20 protein-coding genes and 2 pseudogenes are annotated in these 19012 nt (G+C 70.0%); 7 read left to right on the forward strand and 15 right to left on the reverse strand.

Annotated features, from left to right (window positions below):
• Nucleotides 1-19: 19 nt before the first annotated feature.
• The gene (locus OG386_RS01105; protein WP_328786311.1) at nt 20-1531 is read left to right on the forward strand and encodes a hypothetical protein; all 1512 of its coding nucleotides are present in this window, start codon (nt 20-22) and stop codon (nt 1529-1531) included.
• Nucleotides 1525-2151, forward strand: coding sequence for a hypothetical protein (locus OG386_RS01110; protein WP_328786312.1), 627 nt, complete (start codon nt 1525-1527; stop codon nt 2149-2151). The genes OG386_RS01105 and OG386_RS01110 overlap by 7 nt, the downstream gene beginning before the upstream one ends.
• A 380-nt stretch (nt 2152-2531) precedes the next feature.
• Here the strand turns inward: OG386_RS01110 and OG386_RS01115 are convergent.
• The 4 genes and pseudogenes from OG386_RS01115 to OG386_RS01135 all read right to left on the reverse strand — a co-directional run.
• Nucleotides 2532-2885, reverse strand: a pseudogene (locus OG386_RS01115) (cation transporter); the annotation flags it as partial.
• Nucleotides 2886-3788: 903 nt separating this feature from the next.
• Nucleotides 3789-5188: pseudogene (locus tag OG386_RS01125) on the reverse strand (phytoene desaturase family protein).
• Nucleotides 5181-5633, reverse strand: coding sequence for an SRPBCC family protein (locus tag OG386_RS01130; protein WP_328786313.1), 453 nt, complete (start codon nt 5631-5633; stop codon nt 5181-5183). Before OG386_RS01130 ends, OG386_RS01125 begins: the two are co-directional and overlap by 8 nt.
• A 237-nt stretch (nt 5634-5870) precedes the next feature.
• A complete protein-coding gene (locus tag OG386_RS01135; RefSeq protein ID WP_328786314.1) occupies nt 5871-6260 on the reverse strand; it encodes a hypothetical protein in 390 nt (129 codons plus the stop codon).
• A gap of 338 nt (nt 6261-6598) precedes the next feature.
• Here OG386_RS01135 and OG386_RS01140 point away from each other — a divergent pair, with 338 nt between their 5' ends.
• Entirely contained in the window at nt 6599-6754 is a 156-nt protein-coding gene (locus OG386_RS01140; protein ID WP_244291040.1) for a DUF6131 family protein, read from the forward strand.
• Nucleotides 6755-7669: 915 nt separating this feature from the next.
• Here OG386_RS01140 and OG386_RS01145 read toward each other — a convergent pair.
• From OG386_RS01145 to OG386_RS01155, 3 genes are all read right to left on the reverse strand, one after another.
• Nucleotides 7670-8542 carry an IS3 family transposase gene (locus tag OG386_RS01145; RefSeq protein ID WP_328786315.1) on the reverse strand — a complete coding sequence of 291 codons (873 nt, stop codon included), beginning with the start codon at nt 8540-8542 and terminating at the stop codon, nt 7670-7672.
• Nucleotides 8539-8847 (reverse strand): IS3 family transposase, encoded by a 309-nt coding sequence (locus OG386_RS01150; protein ID WP_032759650.1) that lies wholly within the window; start codon nt 8845-8847, stop codon nt 8539-8541. The genes OG386_RS01145 and OG386_RS01150 overlap by 4 nt, the downstream gene beginning before the upstream one ends.
• 317 nt (nt 8848-9164) lie before the next feature.
• Nucleotides 9165-9323 carry a hypothetical protein gene (locus tag OG386_RS01155; RefSeq protein ID WP_328786316.1) on the reverse strand — a complete coding sequence of 53 codons (159 nt, stop codon included), beginning with the start codon at nt 9321-9323 and terminating at the stop codon, nt 9165-9167.
• Between the two features lie 53 nt (nt 9324-9376).
• On the opposite strand from OG386_RS01155, the gene OG386_RS01160 reads away from it, so the two are divergent.
• Nucleotides 9377-9769 carry a hypothetical protein gene (locus tag OG386_RS01160; protein WP_328786317.1) on the forward strand — a complete coding sequence of 131 codons (393 nt, stop codon included), beginning with the start codon at nt 9377-9379 and terminating at the stop codon, nt 9767-9769.
• Between the two features lie 78 nt (nt 9770-9847).
• On the opposite strand, the gene OG386_RS01165 is transcribed toward OG386_RS01160, so the two are convergent.
• The 6 genes from OG386_RS01165 to OG386_RS01190 form a co-directional block, all read right to left on the reverse strand.
• Nucleotides 9848-10270, reverse strand: coding sequence for an acyl-CoA thioesterase (locus OG386_RS01165; RefSeq protein ID WP_328786318.1), 423 nt, complete (start codon nt 10268-10270; stop codon nt 9848-9850).
• 209 nt (nt 10271-10479) lie between these two features.
• Nucleotides 10480-11448: an MmyB family transcriptional regulator gene (locus tag OG386_RS01170; protein ID WP_328786319.1), complete on the reverse strand. Its 969-nt coding sequence runs from the start codon at nt 11446-11448 to the stop codon at nt 10480-10482.
• Nucleotides 11449-11487: 39 nt separating this feature from the next.
• Nucleotides 11488-13833: a protein translocase subunit SecD gene (gene secD / locus OG386_RS01175; RefSeq protein ID WP_328786320.1), complete on the reverse strand. Its 2346-nt coding sequence runs from the start codon at nt 13831-13833 to the stop codon at nt 11488-11490.
• Between the two features lie 63 nt (nt 13834-13896).
• Nucleotides 13897-14295, reverse strand: coding sequence for a hypothetical protein (locus OG386_RS01180; protein WP_328786321.1), 399 nt, complete (start codon nt 14293-14295; stop codon nt 13897-13899).
• Nucleotides 14296-14409: 114 nt separating this feature from the next.
• Complete coding sequence (locus tag OG386_RS01185; protein WP_328793123.1) at nt 14410-15114, reverse strand: response regulator transcription factor; 705 nt, start codon at nt 15112-15114, stop codon at nt 14410-14412.
• Between the two features lie 8 nt (nt 15115-15122).
• Nucleotides 15123-16088 carry a sensor histidine kinase gene (locus OG386_RS01190; RefSeq protein ID WP_328786322.1) on the reverse strand — a complete coding sequence of 322 codons (966 nt, stop codon included), beginning with the start codon at nt 16086-16088 and terminating at the stop codon, nt 15123-15125.
• A gap of 276 nt (nt 16089-16364) precedes the next feature.
• Here OG386_RS01190 and OG386_RS01195 point away from each other — a divergent pair, with 276 nt between their 5' ends.
• Genes OG386_RS01195 through OG386_RS01205 form a run of 3 tightly spaced genes read left to right on the forward strand, consistent with a single transcriptional unit; the run spans nt 16365 to nt 17959 of the window.
• Complete coding sequence (locus OG386_RS01195) at nt 16365-16694, forward strand: TraR/DksA family transcriptional regulator (protein ID WP_328786323.1); 330 nt, start codon at nt 16365-16367, stop codon at nt 16692-16694.
• Between the two features lie 42 nt (nt 16695-16736).
• The gene (locus OG386_RS01200; RefSeq protein ID WP_328793124.1) at nt 16737-17105 is read left to right on the forward strand and encodes a TraR/DksA family transcriptional regulator; all 369 of its coding nucleotides are present in this window, start codon (nt 16737-16739) and stop codon (nt 17103-17105) included.
• On the forward strand, nt 17102-17959 hold the full coding sequence (locus tag OG386_RS01205) for a rod shape-determining protein (protein ID WP_405790512.1): 858 nt from the start codon (nt 17102-17104) through the stop codon (nt 17957-17959). Before OG386_RS01200 ends, OG386_RS01205 begins: the two co-directional genes overlap by 4 nt.
• On the opposite strand, the gene OG386_RS01210 is transcribed toward OG386_RS01205, so the two are convergent.
• Nucleotides 17865-18455, reverse strand: a complete 591-nt coding sequence (locus OG386_RS01210; protein WP_328786325.1) for a transposase — start codon at nt 18453-18455, stop codon at nt 17865-17867. The two genes, OG386_RS01205 and OG386_RS01210, sit on opposite strands and share 95 nt — an antisense overlap.
• A complete protein-coding gene (locus OG386_RS46755; protein ID WP_405790510.1) occupies nt 18452-18967 on the reverse strand; it encodes a winged helix-turn-helix domain-containing protein in 516 nt (171 codons plus the stop codon). Before OG386_RS46755 ends, OG386_RS01210 begins: the two co-directional genes overlap by 4 nt.
• Nucleotides 18968-19012 lie beyond the last annotated feature (45 nt).

The following is a 19012-nucleotide window of genomic DNA, read 5'->3' on the forward strand; positions in this document are numbered from 1 at the left end:
GCGTCAAGAAGGGGTGCGGATGGACATCGACGGCGAGGTCGCGGAGGCGTGGCGCCCGGCCACACCGCTGTCACGGCTGCGGGAGCTGGCAGCGCAGGCTCCGGGGCCGGCCCGGATCGTGGCGTCCCGGATAGGGCTGCCGGCCGAGCTGGCCGAGGAGGTGGCCGTTCGGGCCGTCGCGGGCGGCCCCGACTGGTTCGGGGTGCTGCGCGCGCTCGCCGCCCACCCGGCCACCTCGGCCGAGCGGCTGGCCGGGCTCGCCGCCCACCCGGAGGAGTCGGTGCGCCGGGTGGTGGCAGTGCACCGCGCGACCCCCAAGACGGCGCTCCAAGCGCTGGCCCGGGACGGATCGGCAGCGGTGCGCCGGGCCCTGGCCGGACGTGAGGAACTCCCGCGTAAGGCGGCCGCGCTGTTGGTCACCGACACCTCCGCCGAAGTCCGGCTGACCCTGGTCCGGCGGATCGACGCCCGGCCGGAGCACCTGCGGGCCCTCGCCACCGACCCGGACGCGCGGGTCCGGCGGGTGGTGGCCGCACTCGGCCACGCCGGCGACGCGGACCTCACCGACCCGGACCCCGGGGTACGCCGCACCGCCGTCACCAAGCGCTCAGCAGGAGAACTCGCGCCGCTGCTCGACGCCCTGGCGCAGGACCCCGACACCCGCGTCCGGGAGCTGATGGGCCGGCAGTGCCACAACCGTACCCCGGCCGTGCTAGCCCGGCTCGCGGCCGACCCCGAACCATGCGTCCGGGCCGCCGCGGCGGCCAACGCGTTCACCCCCGTCCGGCAGCTCACCGAACTGGCCGGCGACCCGAGCCTGGCCGTGCTCGCCGCCATCAGCCAGAACACGACGGCCCCGCCCGAGACACTCGCCCGGCTGGTCGACACGATCACGCGCTCGTTCGGTGACGGCGAGAGCATCGCGCACGGGCAGGAGCAGGACGTCCAGCGCCTCACGTATGCGGCACTGGAACACCCCGCCACCCCGCCCGAGTCACTGCGCGCACTGCACACACTGGGCCTGTGGCCGTACTTCCACCCCGGGAACGCGATGGACCAGCCGAACTGGCCCGCGGACCTACTGGTCGAGTTCGGGCTGACGTACTGTGCGGGCACGGTGTCGGGCAAGGCGGAAATCGAGAGCTTCGCGGCGATCGACGACGCCCAACACACCGAGCCGCTGGGGGACGTGCTCGCCGCCATGGCACGCAGCCCGATCTACTACTTGCGCCGCGCCGTCGCCAACCGGCACACCCCACCGGACGCGCTCGCCGAATTCGTTCGCGATCCCGCCCGCGCCGAGGACACCAGCCTCCTCGACGACATCGCCAAGAACCCGGCGACCCCGATCGAGATCCTGCTGGCCTGGGCCGAGGCGGGCGTGCGCCAATACCGCATGCTGGAGAATCCCGCCCTGCCCGAGCCCGTGCTCGCCGCCATCGCGGCGGGTACGGACGCCTCGGACGCCGCGCAGGCCCGCGCCATGCTGGAGGTCCGGGCACTCCGGGCCGGAACGGAGACCCCGTGCTGACCATGTCCTCCTGGCGGGCCCGGTTCGACCGGCTCGCCGACACCTCCGCGGTGGCCGAGCGGCTGGGCCCCCAGGTCAACATGGCCGACTACCTCCAGGACTCGGGCATCGCGTGGTACCACCACCAGGGCGATCTGGTGGTTCCGGAGGACCTCGACCTCGACATCGCGCTGGTCATCGACGGCGACCTGATCGTGCACGGCTTCCTGGACGACTACGTCTCCGGCATCGGCATGCTGGTGGTGCTCGGCGACCTGGTGGTACGCGACCTGGTCTCCTGGGGTTCCGTGTACGTCGCGGGCGACCTGCGGGCCGAGGGCATCGTCTACGGCTACTACAACGACTTCACCTTCGAGGTGGAGGGCGCGGTGCATGCCCGGGCGCTGGTGCTGTACGACAAGTCCGCCTCCTACCGCTCGGGCGAGCTGGAGGTGGAGGTGGAGTCCTACCACCCGCCCAAGGAGCAGCTTCGGGCAGCCCGCGACATCCTCGTCCCGCAGGTGTACGACGGTGGCGCGAAGCGGGCAAGGCAGGGACGACCGCCGAAGCTCCGCCGCCCGAGCTACCAGCGGGTCTGCCGCCGACTGCGGGAGGGCAAACCGCTGTTCCGCAGCGCGTAGGGCGCCGCCTGCTTCCTGACGACCATTCTCCCCAGCGCGGTGTCCTCATCCGGCCGCGGGGTCGCTGGAACCGTGGTCGGCGCCGAGATTGATCATGCTGGCTGTGGTGGTCGGAGAGACTGGGCCGTGTCCTTCCCGCCGCCGTCCCCGTTGGTCGGATCGACGCGTGCATCGGTTTGGATCCCACGTCGGGCCGATGCAGTCCGCGGCCCCGGATTCCGCGCTCTGGCATCGGGGCCGCGTCAGCTTGGCATACGAGGGCCCTGATCCCCCCGAGCGGTCAGGGCCTTCGTGCTGCCGTGCGTTGTCCGTACAGCCCGGCCGCCGGCAGACTGCTGGGGCTGCCGGACCGGGGCCGATGCGCCACAGGCTCCAAGGGCTCAGGAGCAGCGGTCACGGCCCGACTTGCAGCCGCATCCGCCCGCAATCTCAACAGGGTCTGGCGCGGCGGCCTGCGCAGTCGGTGCGCAGCAGTCCTTGCCCTGCCAGACGTCGCGGCCTTCCTTGAGGGCGATGGCTGAGATGACGAGGGCGGCAATCGGGTCGGCCCGGGTTCAGCCGAGGGTGGCGTTGAGGAGACAGACGAGCAGGACGGCTGACAGGTATGTGCACCGCAGGGTCTGCTTGGGGTCGGCGACCGCGCCGGCGGAGCCGAGTGCGCGGGCCGTGCGGCGTTGGGCGGCGGACAGGAAGGGCATGACCGCGAGGGAGAGGGCGGCGATGAAGATGCGCGGCCGACACTCGCCACGCGGTCGGGGTGGAGGCAGCGGGGCCGAACACGTCGCGCTGGTCACGCAGTACGGCCAGGTCTCGGATTGCCTAGCCTCCGTCGGCGAGCATCACTGCCAGGTCCACCACGACGCAGCCCAGGTCGTGCCGGGTCCCGTGCGGCCTCAGCCGGTGCAGAGCCGAGTACTCGGCTGGCGGTTGCGCTCTATGATCACGGCGGTCATCGACACGGGGGTAGGGGTATGGACGGCTGGCGTTCGACGCGCAGATGGTCACTCGATGAGAGGAACTGGTCGCGGAGGTGGTGGATTCCTCTGGTCATCGTCGTCCTGGCGGCCGCGACCTGGGGCTTCCCGGCCTGACCGCCGACCGATGGCCGCCTGCCCTGGGCGTCGCTGGAGGCGGCGCGGCCTGCGGGCTCTACACGCTCGCGCAGGGCCACACGGCCCCACACCTCATCGTGGCGGCCGTCCTCTTCGCCCTGGCCATCACGGCACCGGCACTGTCCTGGCGACGCCCACGGGCAGCGCAAGCGGCGTAAGAGCGGCCACGCCGGCTGGCACTGACCTTCCTGGTAGATCCCGGTCAAGATCGTTCACGGAATGTGCGCCAGAACCGAAATTCGGGAACATCCAGCGCAGGCCGCGGCCGCCGACCGCCTCCCAAATCGCCGTTCAAATGCTGCCCGTTCTCGTCGTAGACAGAGCCAGGCGACCGGCAGCCGTCTTCAGACCTCCGTCAACGGCGACGCGTGGCCCAGCCCACCACCTCTACGAGCCCGAACCCGAGTGGCGCAGCCGTTCTGTTCACCGAGTGCGTGAACGACCTTGACGCACCGAGCCTCTCGGCAGTTGGCACGAGATTAACGCCGACGGTCTGCTCAGACTGGAGCGGCCGCGTAGGGCCGTTCAGATCCGTTGGGCGCGGTGGAGGAGGCTGTGGAGTCCGTGGGCTCGTAGGGCAGCCCGGGCGGCGTTCGCACCCGGGGCGCCGTGGACGCCGCCGCCGGGGTGGGCGGCCGCGGAGGCGAGGTAGAGGCTCTTCACGGGTGTCTCGGGCCGGCCGGTGCCGGGAGTGGGGCGGAAGATCGCCTGTTGGTGAAGAGCCGTGGTGCCGTTGTTGATGGCGCCGTTGTGGAGGTTCTCGTCCAGCGCCTGGAGGGTCGTGGGGGCGAGCGGCTGGGGTCTGCCGTGGTCATCTGGCCGAACAACGCGAAGGGTTCGTCGGGGAGCTGCCCCATGGCGATCTGCGAGGCAAACCGGGTCAGGCCATCGACGCCGTCGGCCACGTGGACGGTCCCCGCCCCGGCGGCCTGCGGCGCCGTCCACGGCACCGAGCCGGTCAGTGCCCAGTCGACCTTGAACGTCGCGAAGTCCCACTGGAAGCGTTCCAGGTCCCGCAGGAGCCGGGACGGGAGGTGTTCCGCTCCGACGAGGTCCCGGTACAGGGCGGGTGCTGACGTGTCGGCCAGTACGGCACGCCGCGCGCCGACGGTCTCCCCGCCCGCAGTCCTGACCCCGACCGCCGTGCCACCGCGTACGACGACGGACGCGACCCGCTCACCGCAGCGCAGAACGCCACCTCGGCTCTGAAGACGGCTCACGAGCGCCCCGGTCAGGGCGCCGGCGCCACCGACGGGCACCGGGAAGCCGTGGCTCTGTCCGAGCATCGACATCAGCCAGCCGAATCCGCCGCTACCCACAGCCTCGGGGGCCAGGTCGGCATGCAGGGCGTTCCCGGCCAACAGGAGCCGGCCGCCTTCTCCGGCGAACTCCTCCTCACCGAGGCGACGCACCGGCAGGGCAAGGTTCCGGGCCAGCCGAAGTCCACCAGCAACCCGCGATTTCGCCGCGAGCCGGACACCGGACCGGACCGGAGGGAATGGGGTGAACAGGGCTCCTACCAGGTCGGGACCGACCCGGCTCCACACCTCGTACATGCCCCGCCAGGCGTCCCCGTCAGCTGCCGCGAATCCTGCCAGCCCGGCCGAGGTCTCTTCCACGCGGCGCTCCAGTACAGCGCACCTGCCGTCCTTCAGCGGGTGGGCCAGTACGGACGGGGCTTGACTCCACCGCAGGCCCTCGGCCGCGAGGTCGAGGCGTGCAAGGACCTGGAAGGCGGCGGCCAGAGGGTAGAACGCGCTGAAGAGGTCCGAAACGTAGTCGGGGCGGACGCCGCGGTCACTGCGCACGGCCCCTCCGGGCTCCGGCTGCGCCTCAAGCACCTCCACGCTCCAGCCGGCGTCGGCCAGGAGGTTCGCGGCCACCAGCCCGTTGGGGCCCGCGCCGATCACCACCGCGTCAGGCATAGGGGACCCTTGCTTGATCCAGTTCCACGATCCTGGCCAGGCGGGCCAGCATCCCCCGGTGCCGAAGCTGGAGCAGCGCTTCGATCGCGGGGTTGTGGAGGGTTCCGCCCAGGCCGCGCAGGGGGTGCTCGTCGCAGACGACCAGGGTTTCCTCGCCCCACGGCCGGAGCTGGAGGAAGATCCTCGCGGTGCCCAGCGACTTGAACGACGCTTCCAACTCCAACTCCCTGCCGGGCTCCCGGTGTCGGACCGTGGTCACCCCCTCGGTCGACCAGGGGCCCAGCCGCACGGTGTAGCGCAGCCGGGATCCGACCTCGGGCCAGGCCTGATCGAGCGGTGTGGACTCGGACGGGCCGACCACCCACTCGCCGTACAAGGTCGGATCGGCGAGCACCGCCCACACCGCCTGCGGGGACCGGTGAATCAGCTGGTTGCGGACGGCCATGAGAGAAGTCCTCCTGCCGGGAAACGGACGGTGTGCCGGGACTGCGCGAGCCGGACAGTGCACCGCCTGTGTGTGCTTGCCCCTCGGCCGGCGGTCTTTGGATCGGCGGCCGGGCGACCCTGATCAGTGGGCATGTCACATCGTGTGCCCCACCGGCGCTCATGGTCAGACACACCGGGCCGCGACACCGACCTCCGCCTCCCGGCGCCTCTTGCTTTCGGCCGTGTCCCGGCCCTGCTATCCGCCGCTGCGCTTGCCGGGCGGGTCCTGGGGGTCCACTCCTGTGGAGGCGGAGGCGTCCTTCGTTCCGCTGGGACGCTGCGACCGGCCCCGGGGGCCCAGGTCGTGCATGCCCTTCGCCTCAGATCCCTTGCTCTGGTCCTCCCCGCGTGCCCCCCTGCTCTTCACCGGTTTGCCGTGGGGGTTTCCGGCCTCTTCCTTGGAAACCGTCCGGCCGGGACCCTTGTCCGGGGCGTACTCGTCCGGGTGGAAGGAACGATGGGCACTCGGGTTGTCCTGCTGACGGGTCTCGTCCACGTCCGGCGACCAGCCGTGCTGCTTGGTGCCCTCGTGGCGACTCGGACTCTTGCCGTGGGCGGGCTGGGACGGCTTCGGCTGCTTCGTCATTGGCCTGGCCTGCTGTCTGTATGGGAGAGGCGCGCGCATCGTTGCCAGCGCGTCTACCGTTGGCCTTCTCATCGTCCCACCGTCCACCGAAGCGGTCGCGTCGACTCCACACACGGCACAGGCAGCGAAAGCCTGGTCACGTGCCAGACCCATGGCTGATCGGCCCCTGCTCGGCACGACGAGTCAGGTCAGGCTGCAGCGGTCGTGCGCGCCAGCTCACTCACCATGGCGCCTATGTCCTGCGGCTACCCCGCCCCGTCGGCTGTACTCCATGGCACGCCGACAGTGCCGGACGCGCCTAGGCTGAAAGGAGAGTCACAGCGAAATCGGAGGTGACCATGATCATCCTCGGCGTCATTCTCCTGGTCATCGGCTTCGTCGCGGGAATCAGCATCCTGTGGACCATCGGCGCCATCCTCGTCGTCATCGGAGCCATCCTCTGGATCCTGGGCGCCCTCGGACACTCCGTCGGCGGACGCAAGCACTACTGGTAGGACCTCTACCGAGCGCGAAGGGGGTCTTCTATCCATCGCAGGAAACGCAGGAAGACCGGCGCCCAAGCCAAGGAACCGAAGCCATATCGGCCCCGCACGGAGGGATTCCCAGCTCAGAGCACCCACTCGCGATCGCATCGCAGCTCCGGGCATGCCCGCGCTGACGGCGCAGTCGGGCCTGCTGGACTTCGTAGCCTTCGAAGACCGGCTGACACTCCATTCCCCCATCGGCGCCACGCACATCATCTGCACTTCTCGTGGACCGGCATGGGCCCGCCAGACGCGCCGACATGGCGTGCGGCCCGCTCCGGTGCCGTCCGAGATGGCCGAGATGGCCGACCGAGCAGTAGGCCGGTCGTCAGGATGAGCGCCGCCCGAACATGCGGGCCCGGACTTCTTCAGTGGGGCCGCACGTGGGACCGGATGACTACGGGCTCCGGCCGGTGTGCGCGCGGGGTCGGCGTACGCCCTGGGCAGGTGACCCGTGATCCAGCGCAAACGGGCTTGAACAGGGCTCCGACTCCAGCGGCAGGGATGACATAGCTGATGGTGCGGGGCATGCCTCCGCGTGACGGCCATCAAACGCGGAGGCGTCACCTCTGATGCAACGGCGTAAGGGCTTCCGGCGTCCACGGCAAGCACTCGCCGTTCCGGTGCTGGTTCGGTGCTGACCGCCCCCACTCAGAAGAGCGGAAGGCACAGGTCATAGCGCCGATCGGATGAGTTGTCGTACCACTCGATGGTGGTCCCGATGAGGCTCGCGGCGACGATCCTGCGGATTCCGGTTGCTGATGGTGCGGCTGTTGCGGGGGAGGTCATGTGCACCACTTCCGGGGTCTGCGGGGACGTTTGGTGTGGCCACACCGTAGAAGCCCTGAGCTTGCTCCGCTTTGACGGACACCATTGGTGTGGTGGTCAGGCCGCGAGTACGGTCTCGTATTCGGCGGGACTTCGGTAGCCGAGGCTGCTGTGTAGCCGCTGCAAGTTGTACCAGCTCTCGATCCACTCGAAGATCGCAGTGCGGGCGAGAGCCCTGCTGGGCCAGGGTTTCGTGCCGAGCAGTTCCCGTTTGATCGTCGCGAAGAAGGACTCGGCGAGGGCGTTGTCCCAGCACTGTCCGGTGCGGCCGACCGATAGCTGGACGTCGAACTCACCTGCCAGGGACGCGAATTGCTGGCTGGTGTACTGGCATCCGCGGTCCGAGTGGAAGATCACCGGCCGGGCGGGGCGGCGCCGCCGGCAGGCGGTCGTAAGGGCTTCGGCGACCAGGTCGGTCCGCAGATGATCGGCGGTTGCCCAGCCGACGACACGGCGGGAGGCGATGTCGATGACGGTGGCCAGGTAGAGCCAGCCCTGATCGGTCGGGATATACGTGATGTCGCCGCACCAGCGGACGTCGAGTGCGGCCGGGTCGGGTGCGAAGTCGCGCCCGATGAGGTCGGGCCTCGCGGCGGCCCGCGGGTCGGGGGCGGTGGTCACGTGTCGCCGCCTGCGGTGCCGGCCTTCGAGTCCGGCGTCCCGCATCAGTCTGGCCACGCGGCGCCGTCCGCATCTTTCGCCCTCGCGTTGCAGAACGGCGTGGAGGCGTGGGGCCCCGTAGGTGCCACGGGAGTGCTCGTGGGCCTCGGTGATCTTCACGGTCAGCTCCAGGTCGCGGACCGCGCGGGGGCCGGGAGTTCCGTTGCGGCGGGCATAGAAGGCGGTGCGGGAGACCTTGAGCAGTTCACACGCGCGTTTGACGTTGTGGTTGCTCTGCTTCTCCGCCTCGATGAACGGGTGCACCGTCACCGGGTCTCCTTCGCGAAGAAAGCCGTGGCCCGCTTGAGGATGTCGACGTCCTCGCGCAGGCGGCGGTTCTCCCGCCGCAGCGCGGCCAGCTCCTCACGCTCGCTGCTGGTCAGCCCGTCTCGCTCGCCCGCGTCGACCTCGGCCTGCTTGACCCAGTCCCGCACCGCGGTCTCGGTCAGATCGAAGTCCTTGGCTATCTGACCGACCGAGCGGTCACCGCGCCGGCACAGCTCGACGATCTCGGCCTTGAACTCCGACGTGAACGAACGGCGAGGGCGAGGCTTCTTCTTCCCCATGCTCTCCATGATGGACATCCTCCCGGGGACGAACCCCTGATCTCGAATGTCCGTCAAAGCGGATCAAGCCCACCCACAGGTCGGCAGCGTATGTGGCGGGACATCACATTCAGGCGCCACCTTGTGTCCCCCACCACCACATCGCCGCCTCGGACACCTTGAAGGCTTCCGGAACCCCCGGTCGACGCCTGCCGCAAACACGTGGATCAGCCCGTTCTGCACCCTTCGTGGTGGCTCCCGTGCTGGTTCGGTGCTGACTACGCAGCGTTGAACTCGGTCATTCAGGGGCGGATCGGATCGGCGCATCGCGATGGCGCCACCGGGCGTCAGGCCGCTTGGACCACGGCCTCGAACTCGAGCGGCAGGCTCAGCTCGGTCTCGCGTGTGAGGACCGAATCCATCAGGGCCCTCAGCCGTCCCGGGGCGTCCGGCATCACGTGCGCGTACGTCTCGTGGGTGATGCGTGGATCCCGGACCCGAGCCACTCGGCCACGTCCGTCACCGGTACGCCCTTGGACAGTCCCGCCGAGGCGAAGAAGTGGCGCAGCTCCCGGCCGTGGAGGCCGCCGACCTCCTGGACCACATGCCGACCCTCGCCGCCTCTACAGGCTCCGCCTGCAACACCGGCTCCGCCGAACCGTCCCACGTCCTGACTGCGATCGGCCTGTCCCGGGCCGCAGCCCGCCGGACCCTCCGCCTCGGCCTCGGCCGCACGACCACCAGCTCCGACATCGACCTGGCCCTCAAGATGATCGTCGGCGCCGCCGCGCACCCGCTCATGGCCTGTACGCCGGTCGGCGGAATCGACCATTCTCGGTTGCCACCGCCTCCAGGCCGGCGCCACCACCACTCCCCCTGGACCGTTTGGGGTCAGCGCTGCCCCCTTCGGCCGGGGATGTCAGAGATCGCAGCCCTCGCCCGAGCGCACTGACCTCCGATCGGCAAGCCAGTCTGCCGGCTCCGGCCCCCGACAAGACAGGGAATGAGCCATGGGCTGGCTCGAAGTGGATCAGTTGCCCGCGTCCTGCGTGCTGTCGGCGTAGCTGTTGAAAACGTCGAGCTCGTCCTGCTCGAAACGGCGGATACCACTCCGGATGGAGTCGTAGCCCGCCACGACGGAGGTCGCGGTGGCGTAGACGCGCTCGTCGTCTTTCACCTCGAAGTGGAAGGTGGAGACCCGCTTGACGTCGGTCACCCAGGCTTCGATGCGGACCGGGGTCTCCCAGGTCTCGAGCGGGTGCTTGTAGCGGATGGTCGGCTCGCGCAGGAGGAAGTTGCGGGCCAGGCGCTCGGCGGGGTCCTTGGGGACCAGCATGCTGAACATGCGCATGCGGGCCTCTTCCAAGAGGACGCCGTAACGTGAGCTGTTGAGATGTCCGTTCGCGTCGAGGTCCGACCAGCGAACGGGGCAGTGGTAGCTGTGTCGAGACACAGGGGCTCCTGAGAGTTGTGGGACCTGCCGCGCCATCAAGGCGCCCGGCCGATCCAAGGAGGGGCTGGCGCATCCCCCGTTGCCGATGGCCCAGGAGCCGCGGGCATCGGCCGTCCGGACGTTCCGTGTCGTCCGGACGACCACGCCCCGACCTCCCAGCCCCCCAGACAGAGACAGCACCAGTCGTGACAGTAAGTGGCTAGCTCTGGTCAACGAGCTGGCCACACCAGTTGGCGGGGCAGGTCCTCCCCCTGTTGGAGGTCGTTGAAGATCTCGCGAAGGAGGGTGGCCCGGAGGTCCACCTGGGGCAGGTGCTCACTGAGTCGGCTGAACGCCGCTTGGACGGAGTTCGGCAGCCAGGCGCGCAGCAGCAGCTTCAGCTCCGCTCGGGCCTGGGGGTCGACGATCGGGTGGTGGATGCGGTCGATGACGGCTCCGGCCCCCAGCTGCGTGTCGCCCCACTCTCCAGGCGCTTCCCGGATGGCCCACACCACGAAGTGGTTCTCGGGCGACAGGGTGAGCTGGCACTCCGGACCGGCCAGCGCACTGAGTGCGGGGAGCGGGATGCCGTGGGGGCCGGCAAGCGCTGCGGCTTCGTTGGCGCTGTCGACGACCAGGCGGGCGGTGAGCGCACGGGCCGCACGGCGGCGGGCGGCATCGGCTTCGGCCTGGGCAGAGGGCTGGGGGGCGGACAGGCTGGGTTCGGCATGGGCCCAGGCGTTGCGCTTGCCTCCCAGGGCGTCGGTCTCGTCGTTGGAGGACTCGGTCTCGACCCAGGTGATCACTACGAAGCGGCAGTGGGGCATAGAGGCCGGGTACAGGACGTGGGAGACGACTTCGACGGTCTCCCAGCCCAGGGCGGGGATGATCATCCGGAAGACGTGGCCGTCCCGGTCGGCTTCCAGATTGGCCTCGGTGCGCCAGATCCGCTCGACGTCCGAGTTCTGGCGCACCTCGGCGAGTAGGTCCACGAGCTCGGTGTTGTCCTTATGGGTGGCCTGGGCGAACTTCAGCAGGCGGACGTAGGCCGCGGCGTGCATTTCCCAGTCGTGGTACTGGGTGCGCGCCTCGGGGTTCGTCAGGGCGTAGAGCGAGCGGGAAGTGCCATCCGCGGCGAGCGTGCCGCGGAGCGGTCCAGGGTCAGCGAGGGCGTCGAGATCACCATCGAGCGGACGCATCGGCCCCGCCTCCGCGGCCGTTCTGGGGCAGCTGCACCGTCAACTACGTATGACTGATGGGCTTTTCGACCTGGTGCCGCCCTCGCCGGATGTTCGGGAGCGTAGGCCCGGCGCGGCCTCGTCGCCGAGTGGGGCGCGCCGCTGCGGCGTCGGGCGGCGCGGGTGGAGTGCGATGGCGGCGGGGGCCGCGGTGAAGACGGAGGAGTAGGTGCCCACCGTCAGGCCGATGAGCAGGGCGAGGGCGAAGTCCATGAGGGCGTCGTCGGCGAGGACAGCCAGTGCGGTCAGGTTGAGGGCTGCGCCCATGCCTGTGTTGACCGTACGCGGGAGGGTCTGGAGTATCGCCCGGTTCGTCGAGCAGGGCAGCGGTGTGGTGCGGTCGCGGGCGAGTAGTTCACGGATGCGGTCGAAGAGCACGACGGAGTCGTTGACCGAGTACCCGATAACGGTCAGCAGGGCGGCCAGGAAGACGGCGTCGACGGGCTTGCCGAGCCATGCGAACACACCGACGAGGATGAGCACGTCGTGGACGAGTGCGCCGACGGCTGCGGTGGCGAACCGCCATCGGAAGCGGACCGCGAGGTAGGCCAATTGGGCGGCGAGCGCGAGGCCGAGGGCGATGAGGGCGTTGCGCCGCAACTCCTCGCCCAGCGTGGGACCGACGAGTTCGTCGCGGATCTTGCGGGCGTCGCCGCCGAGCCGGCTGATGGTTTCCGCGACGGTGGCTGTCTCGGTGTTCGTCAGCGTCTGGGCGCGGATCGTGAGCTGATTGTCGCCGGAGGGCTGGACGGTGGCGCGGGGGAATCCGGCCTCGGACAGTGCGGTACGGGCTCGGTCGGGGTCGACGGGACAGTTGGTGGTGTACTCGATGAGCCGGCCGCCGGTGAACTCGATTCCGAGGTCGAGGCCTCGTACGACGATGCCCGAGCCCGTGGCGAGGAGAAGGGCGGCGGAAACGGCCAGCCAGCGGCGCGGGTGACGCATCAGGTGCGGGTTGCGACGCATCAGCCGGTCCCGTATCCAGCCGGTGTCCGCGATGCCCGTGATGCGGGGGCGGCAGTGGACGAAGGGGCGGCTCGCCGCGTAATCGGCGCATACGCGGGTGATCAACAGGGCGCTGATCATGGAAGCCAGGACGCCGATACCGAGGGTGACGCCAAAGCCGCGGACCGGGCCGGAGGCGAAAGCGAACAGCAGTCCCGCGGCAATGAGGGTGGTGACGTTGGAGTCGGCGATGGCACTCAGTGCCCCGCGGAACCCGGCGGTCAGTGCCGAGCGGGCAGTAGGGCGGCTGCGGACGGCGAAGTCTTCACGGGCGCGTTCGAAGACCAGGACGTTGGCGTCCACGGCCATACCGATGGTCAGGACGAATCCGGCGAGACCGGGCAGGGTCAGGGTGGCGCCCAGGGCGGCCAGAGCGGCGTAGGAGATCAGGCCGTAGCAGGCCAGGGCCATGGTCGCGAGCAGGCCCATGAGGCGGTAGACGGCCGTGACGAACAGCGCGGTCAGGACGGTGCCGATGCCGACGGCCCAGGCGGCGGCATTGATGGCCGCGTCCCCGAGGGTGGCGCCGATGATGCGCTGTTCGATGATCTCGACGGGTACGGGGAGGGCGCCGCCGGAGATGAGCAGGGCGAGTTCGCGGGCTTCGGTGTCGTTGAAGGACCCGGTGATCTGGGTCGTCCCTCCCCCGATGCCGACTCCGCAGGCGACGGACGGGTCGATGCGCGGAGACGAGATGATCTTGTCGTCGAGGACGATGGCGATCCGCCGACCAGGGTCGCCGGCCGGATGGCAGGCGGCCTCGGCGGTGGCTTTCGCCCACCGGATGCTGCCGTCATCGGTGAAGTCGACGGTGATGTGCCATCCGGCGCCGCTCTGCTGGTCGAACCGGGCGTCGGCGCCCTTGACGTCATCCCCCCTCAGGTCGGCGGCTTTCAGTCGCAAGGGCTGCCCCGTCTCGTCGGGCAGGATGCGTGCGGCGGCCGGGTCGATCGCGGGGCCGACGGCGTCGGAGGCCCGGGCCGGACCGAGTACGGCGTGGACGGTGAGCTGTGCGGTGCGGCCGAGGACGTCCGCGGCCTTGCTCGGGTCCTGTACGTCGGGCAGTTCGACGAGGATGCGGTGGTCGCCAGAGCGCACGAGGGTGGGCTCGGCAAGGCCGAGCGCGTCGATGCGGCCGCGCAGTACCTCCACGGTGCGGTCGGTGGCTTCGCGGCTGGTGCCGGAGGTCGGGGTGGAGCGGGTCTCCAGCACGATCTGAGTGCCGCCGCTCAGATCGAGTCCGAGGCGGACCGGCACGGTGAGGGCGATGGTCAGTGCTGCGGCGATCAGGGTGAGGGCGAGCAGCGCTCGCGTGCGCAGCGAGCGGTGGTGGCGTGGCAACGGGGTCTCCGGCAGGCGGGCCGCGGAAGCCGTGGGTGCGGCCGCGGCGAGGAAAGGGGGTTGTCAGGTGCCGGGAGGGACCGGGGGTGCCCGGTTGCGGTCGTGGAGCGGGGTGCCGGGGGAGGTAGCTGTGCAAGTGGACTTCGCAGCGAAAGTCCCGGCGGCCTGGGCTGCACCGGTGGTGCGGGCAATGGTGGCGTGGTGGTCCGGGACAGAAGGGCGTTCGCCGAGGTGCACGTAGGCAGCCGTGGCCTCGGCGGGGCAGCCGTATGCGTGCGGGTCATCGGCGCGGAGACTGGTGTGGGCGCGCTCCGCGCTCCCCGCCCCCGCCACGGCGGTCAGGGGTGGCCGGCCCGGTGCGGCGGGTGTGGCGGAGGCGGCGACCGTCGTCGTCAGGAGGGCGAGGAGGACGCAGAGGGTCGCCGCGACGGTGGCCGGGACGGTGCGGAGCGCGGGGTGCATGCACCGTCCCCTTTCTGGGGTGTCCGGGTACGGCGAGGGTGGGTCCGGGGTTCGGGTCGGGAGGAACGGAGGGCCGATGCCCCGGATTGTGGGGAGGGGACGGAGCGAGCTGGGTCAGGGTTCGACGAGCCCGGCGCGGATGGCGTACCGGGTCAGCTCCAGCCGGTCGCGCATTCCGAGCTTGTACAGCAGGTTGGCCCGGTGACGGTGCACGGTCTTGATGCTGATGAACAAAAGCTCGGCTATGTGCTTGGAGGAGTGACCCTCGGCCACGAGTTTGAGGACTTCCTCCTCGCGCGGGGTGAGGAGACGCTCGCGGTCGTCCGCACCGCGGAGGCCCCGGTCCAGGTAGTTGCGGATCAGGGCGGTGACCGCTCCGGGGTGGAGGAACGGCTCGTTGCGCATCGCGGCCCGGCAGGCGCTGACCAGGTCCCGGTCCGCGACCGATTTCAGTACGTATCCGCACGCTCCGGCCTTGAGGGCCTGGAACAGGTACTGCTCGTTGTCGTGCATGGTGAGCATCAGGATCCGCAGGTCCGGCTGGAGGGCGGCCAGCTCGCGGGCGGCCTGCAGGCCAGTGAGGCGCGGCATGGTGATATCGAGGACGGCCAGGTCGATGGGTGTGTCCCGGGCCGCCTCGATGGCCTTGGCCCCGTCCCCGGCTTCGGCGACGACCCGTAGGTCCGCTTCCCGGTCGAGGATCAGGCGTACGCCGCGGCGTACCAGGGCGTGGTCGTCGGCGAGCAGGATGCGGATCGGTCCCGGGGTGGGTGCGGCGGGCGCGGTGACTGTTGCGGTCGGAAGTGCGAGCTCAGGCATGGACACGGTCAAGGCTCCTTGGCAGCGGGGGCGGCGAGGCGGATCCGGGTGCCGGAACCGGGCGCCGAGGTGAGGTGCAGAGTGGCGCCGACGAGCAGGGCGCGTTCGCGCATGCCGCGGATCCCGGCGCCCTCGCAGGCTCCCCCGATGCCGCGGCCGTCGTCGGCGATCTCCAGCACCACCGCCTCATCTGCACGGTGCAGGCTCACCCCGATGCGGCGCGCGTCCGCGTGGCGGGCTGCGTTCGTCAGGCTCTCCTGCGCCACCCGGTACAGAACGAGTTCGGTCTCCGGTTCCAGGGTTGGTAGATCGGTCTCGAAGTCGCGCACCACGTGCAAGCCGCTGTGGGTGGAGAAGTCCTGCGTGAGTGAGGTCAGGGCGCTGACGAGGCCGAGGTCGTCCAGGACACCCGGGCGTAGACGGCGGACCAGGCGGCGGACCTCGTCCAGGCTGTCGCGGGTGATCTCCCGGGCCTGCTGGAGCTCTTCGCGCAGGGGTGTGTCCGCTGTCTCCGCGGCGCGGCCCAGCACCAGCAGGATCGCGGTCATGCTCTGCCCGACCTCGTCGTGCAGTTCTTGGGCGATCCGTCGGCGTTCCGACTCCTGGGCGAGCAGCACCCGCGCGCTGGACGTGACCCTTTCCTGCTCCAGCCGTTCCAGCATGGCGTTGAACGCGCGGATCAACTGGCCCATCTCGCCGTCTGCGCCTCCGCTGGTGACCGGCATGGGCAGGCGTTGCCCGGGGTGGAGCAGGTCGACGGTACCCATCAGGCCCTTCAGCCGGTCCAGCGGTGTCAGGCTCCAGCGCAGCAGGGCGGCATTGGCGACCAGCATGACAGCCAGGCCGCCCACCAGGATGACGGCCTCGGTCAGCAGTACCGGTACCGAAACGGTTACCGGCGCCCACAGAAGCAGCGCCGTCGCGGCTCCCAGCATCACACCGTTGAGCCCGAAGATCCGCCAGAACAACGACACCGGAGAAACTCCTGTTCCTACGATTTAAACCCGATCACCACCAGCTTGGCTTCACTTCTGAGGGTTGTCGATGGGTCTTGACCCCCATTTCTCAGACTCCTACCCGGCCCCGTGGTCATCGCCAGGCGCGTGAGATGGGGCCTGGCACCCATGTCTTTCCGACGGCGGGACGGGCACAGTCGAAGGACCGAACCGCCGGACGGTCGGTAGCAGCCCCTGACCGCACGATGCCATCGGACCGGGCGCCACCGTAGCCGCCAAGAAGGGACTCTTCCCGTGCCTCTCGACGCCTCCCAGACCGGCCCCCGCTCCGGCCGACTGACCACGAACGACGCTCGCCAGCGTCTCGAAGACGCCCGCAGCAGCCGGGCGGCCCAGCTCCAAGCACTCCTCGGAGGCGGGCAGAGCGCGGAGGGCCACCTGATGTCCGCGCAGGCGGAAGCCAACAGGCGGGTGCTCAAGGAGATCGAGGAGGCGTTCACCCGCATCGAGGAGGGTTCCTACGGCACCTGCCTGAAGTGCTCCCGGCCCGTCCCCGCGGAACGCCTGGAGATCCTCCCCTACACGCGGTACTGCGTAGCCTGCCAGCACCGCGCCGCCACCTGACCCGCCCAGTCCGCATGTCCCGCCCTGCTCACAAGGGGTGAAATCGTGAACCACCAGACCATCAGCCGCCCGAGCGCGCACCTGTCGATCGAAGACCTCGCCGCCATTCAGGAGAATCTGCACGACCAGCTCCTGTTCCGCCAGGAGCAACTGCGGAGGATCGCCGCGGCATCCCGGACAGAGGAACTGCGGCAGCGCCGCTCCCCGGCGCAGACCGAGGTGCAGGTCAAACTCGCCGCCTCGGCCCGCATGGTCCTCGCCGATGTCCAAGCGGCGCTGCAGCGCATCGCCGAGGGCCGCTACGGCACCTGCCACCTGTGTCGGCGACCGATCGACCGCGGACGCCTGGCCATCGTGCCCCAAGCCCGGTATTGCACGCGCTGCCAGCAGGTACGCGAGGCCGGACGGTGAGCGCCGTACGCCGACTCGGCGTCGCCCTGGCCGGCGGGCACCGGACTCGGCCACTGTGCCCGTGCTGCCCCGGCCTTGCCCTTGACATGGGCAGTTCCCGCACGCGGGCCTGGTTCTCCGGGCGCGGATTGGTCCTCGATGCGCCCACCATCACTTTCGCCGACGCGCGGATCGTGCACCCGATCCAGCGCGGCGTGATCGTGGACGTACCAGGAACAGCCCGCATGCTCGACCGACTGCTCGGCCACCACATGCCGCGCCGTGCCCGCCCCCTGATCGTGATCACCACACCCGTGTTGCACGGCCCCGCCTACCGGGAACAGGCCCGCACCGTCGTGCAGGTTCTGCGCCCGCGAGCAGTCCTGACCGTGCCCACCGCCCGCGCCGTCGCCCTCGCGGCGGACGCCGATCTCACCCGGCCGCTACTGGTGGTGGACATCGGCGCCCACCTCAGTGAAGTCGTCCTTCTGGTCGACGGAGCTGTCGTCGACGCACGCAGTACCGCCCTGGGTACCGGCGACCTGGTCGGCGTCGACGCTTCCGAGGAACTCAGTGAAGCGATCATCGCCATGGTCACGTCCATGCTCCGTCAGGACCGCACCGCGCTGACCGCCACCGCCCTGAAACGTGGCGCACTGCTGGCCGGCGGCGGAACGTTGCGCCCCGACCTCGCCCCCCGCCTCGTCGCCGCTCTGCAAGCGCCGCTGACGGCAGTCCGCGCGCCGCACACCGCCGCACTCCGCGGCGCCGCCGGACTCCTTACTGATCTTTTCGTAAGTTCGGCGGGTGTAGTGGGTGGATGGTCAGGCCGGTGTGGGCGAGGAAGGACCATGGCAGTTGTGGGTTGTGGTTGATGCGGTGGACGCCTTGCTCGGTGGCGTCGGCGACATCGGCGAGGTGGTCGCCGGCGAGGTTGGCGAGTTCACGTTTCTTGAGTGAGGACCACAGCAGCTCCACCAGGTTCAGCTCGGGCGCGTAGGCGGGTAATCGCTCCAGGGTGAGCCAGTCCTGGCCAGCGACCCAAGCCCGCATCAACCGGCTCCAATGGGCGGACAGGCCGTCCCAGACCAGGACCACCCGCTCGCCGCGGTAGAACGCCTTCATCTGCTCCAGGACCTCGATGAGGGCGGCGGTGTCGTAGCTTCCAGGCTTGAGACGGAAGCACAGGCGAGCCCCTCGATCGGGGTCGGTGGAGTGGTATCCCAGAGCCCCGGCCATCGACGCCCGCTTCCAGTTCAGCCGGTGCCGCAGCAGTGGGGTCCGACCTCGGGGTGCGTAGGTGCGGCGGATCTGAGGCAGCAGGGAGATGCCTGATTCGTCGAGGAACACGATCCAGGCACGTGTGTTCACGGCCCCTTTTTGATGCGCGGCCACTCGTGCGCGATCCAGCGGGCGATCTCCGACTCGTCCCTCTCGACCGCCCGCCGCTCGGGCCGCTGCAGACTCCATCCGAGCCGGCCGGTCAGCAACCGCCACACCGACGCCCTCGACAGCACCACTCCCGTCACCCGCTCAACGACGGCGCCAACTCGCTCCAGGGTCCACAGGTCGGCCTCGAAACCATGGGCCTGGGCACCCCGCTCCAACGCGGCCCGGACGGTCTCGACCTGGGCGTCGTCCAGCTTGGGCGGGCGACCGGTGGCCGCACGCCGACGCAAGGCCGAAGCACCACCTTCCTCCCACGCCCGCCGCCATCGCCGCACGCTCTCGGCGCACACCCCCACCGCCCACGCGATCTCCGCATTCGAGACACCGTCCTCGAACAACTCGACCGCCCGAACACGACGCGCCTCCGCCAACTGAGGCCGCAGCAACGGAGGAAGGGAGGCGCCAGCCGTAGAAGGCGAAGGTTGATAAGCCACCCCGACAGCCTCCCACCCACACCGCCACTACACCCACCGAACTTA

Source organism: Streptomyces sp. NBC_00273 (assembly GCF_036178145.1).
In the GTDB taxonomy this organism is placed as follows: Bacteria; Actinomycetota; Actinomycetes; order Streptomycetales; family Streptomycetaceae; genus Streptomyces.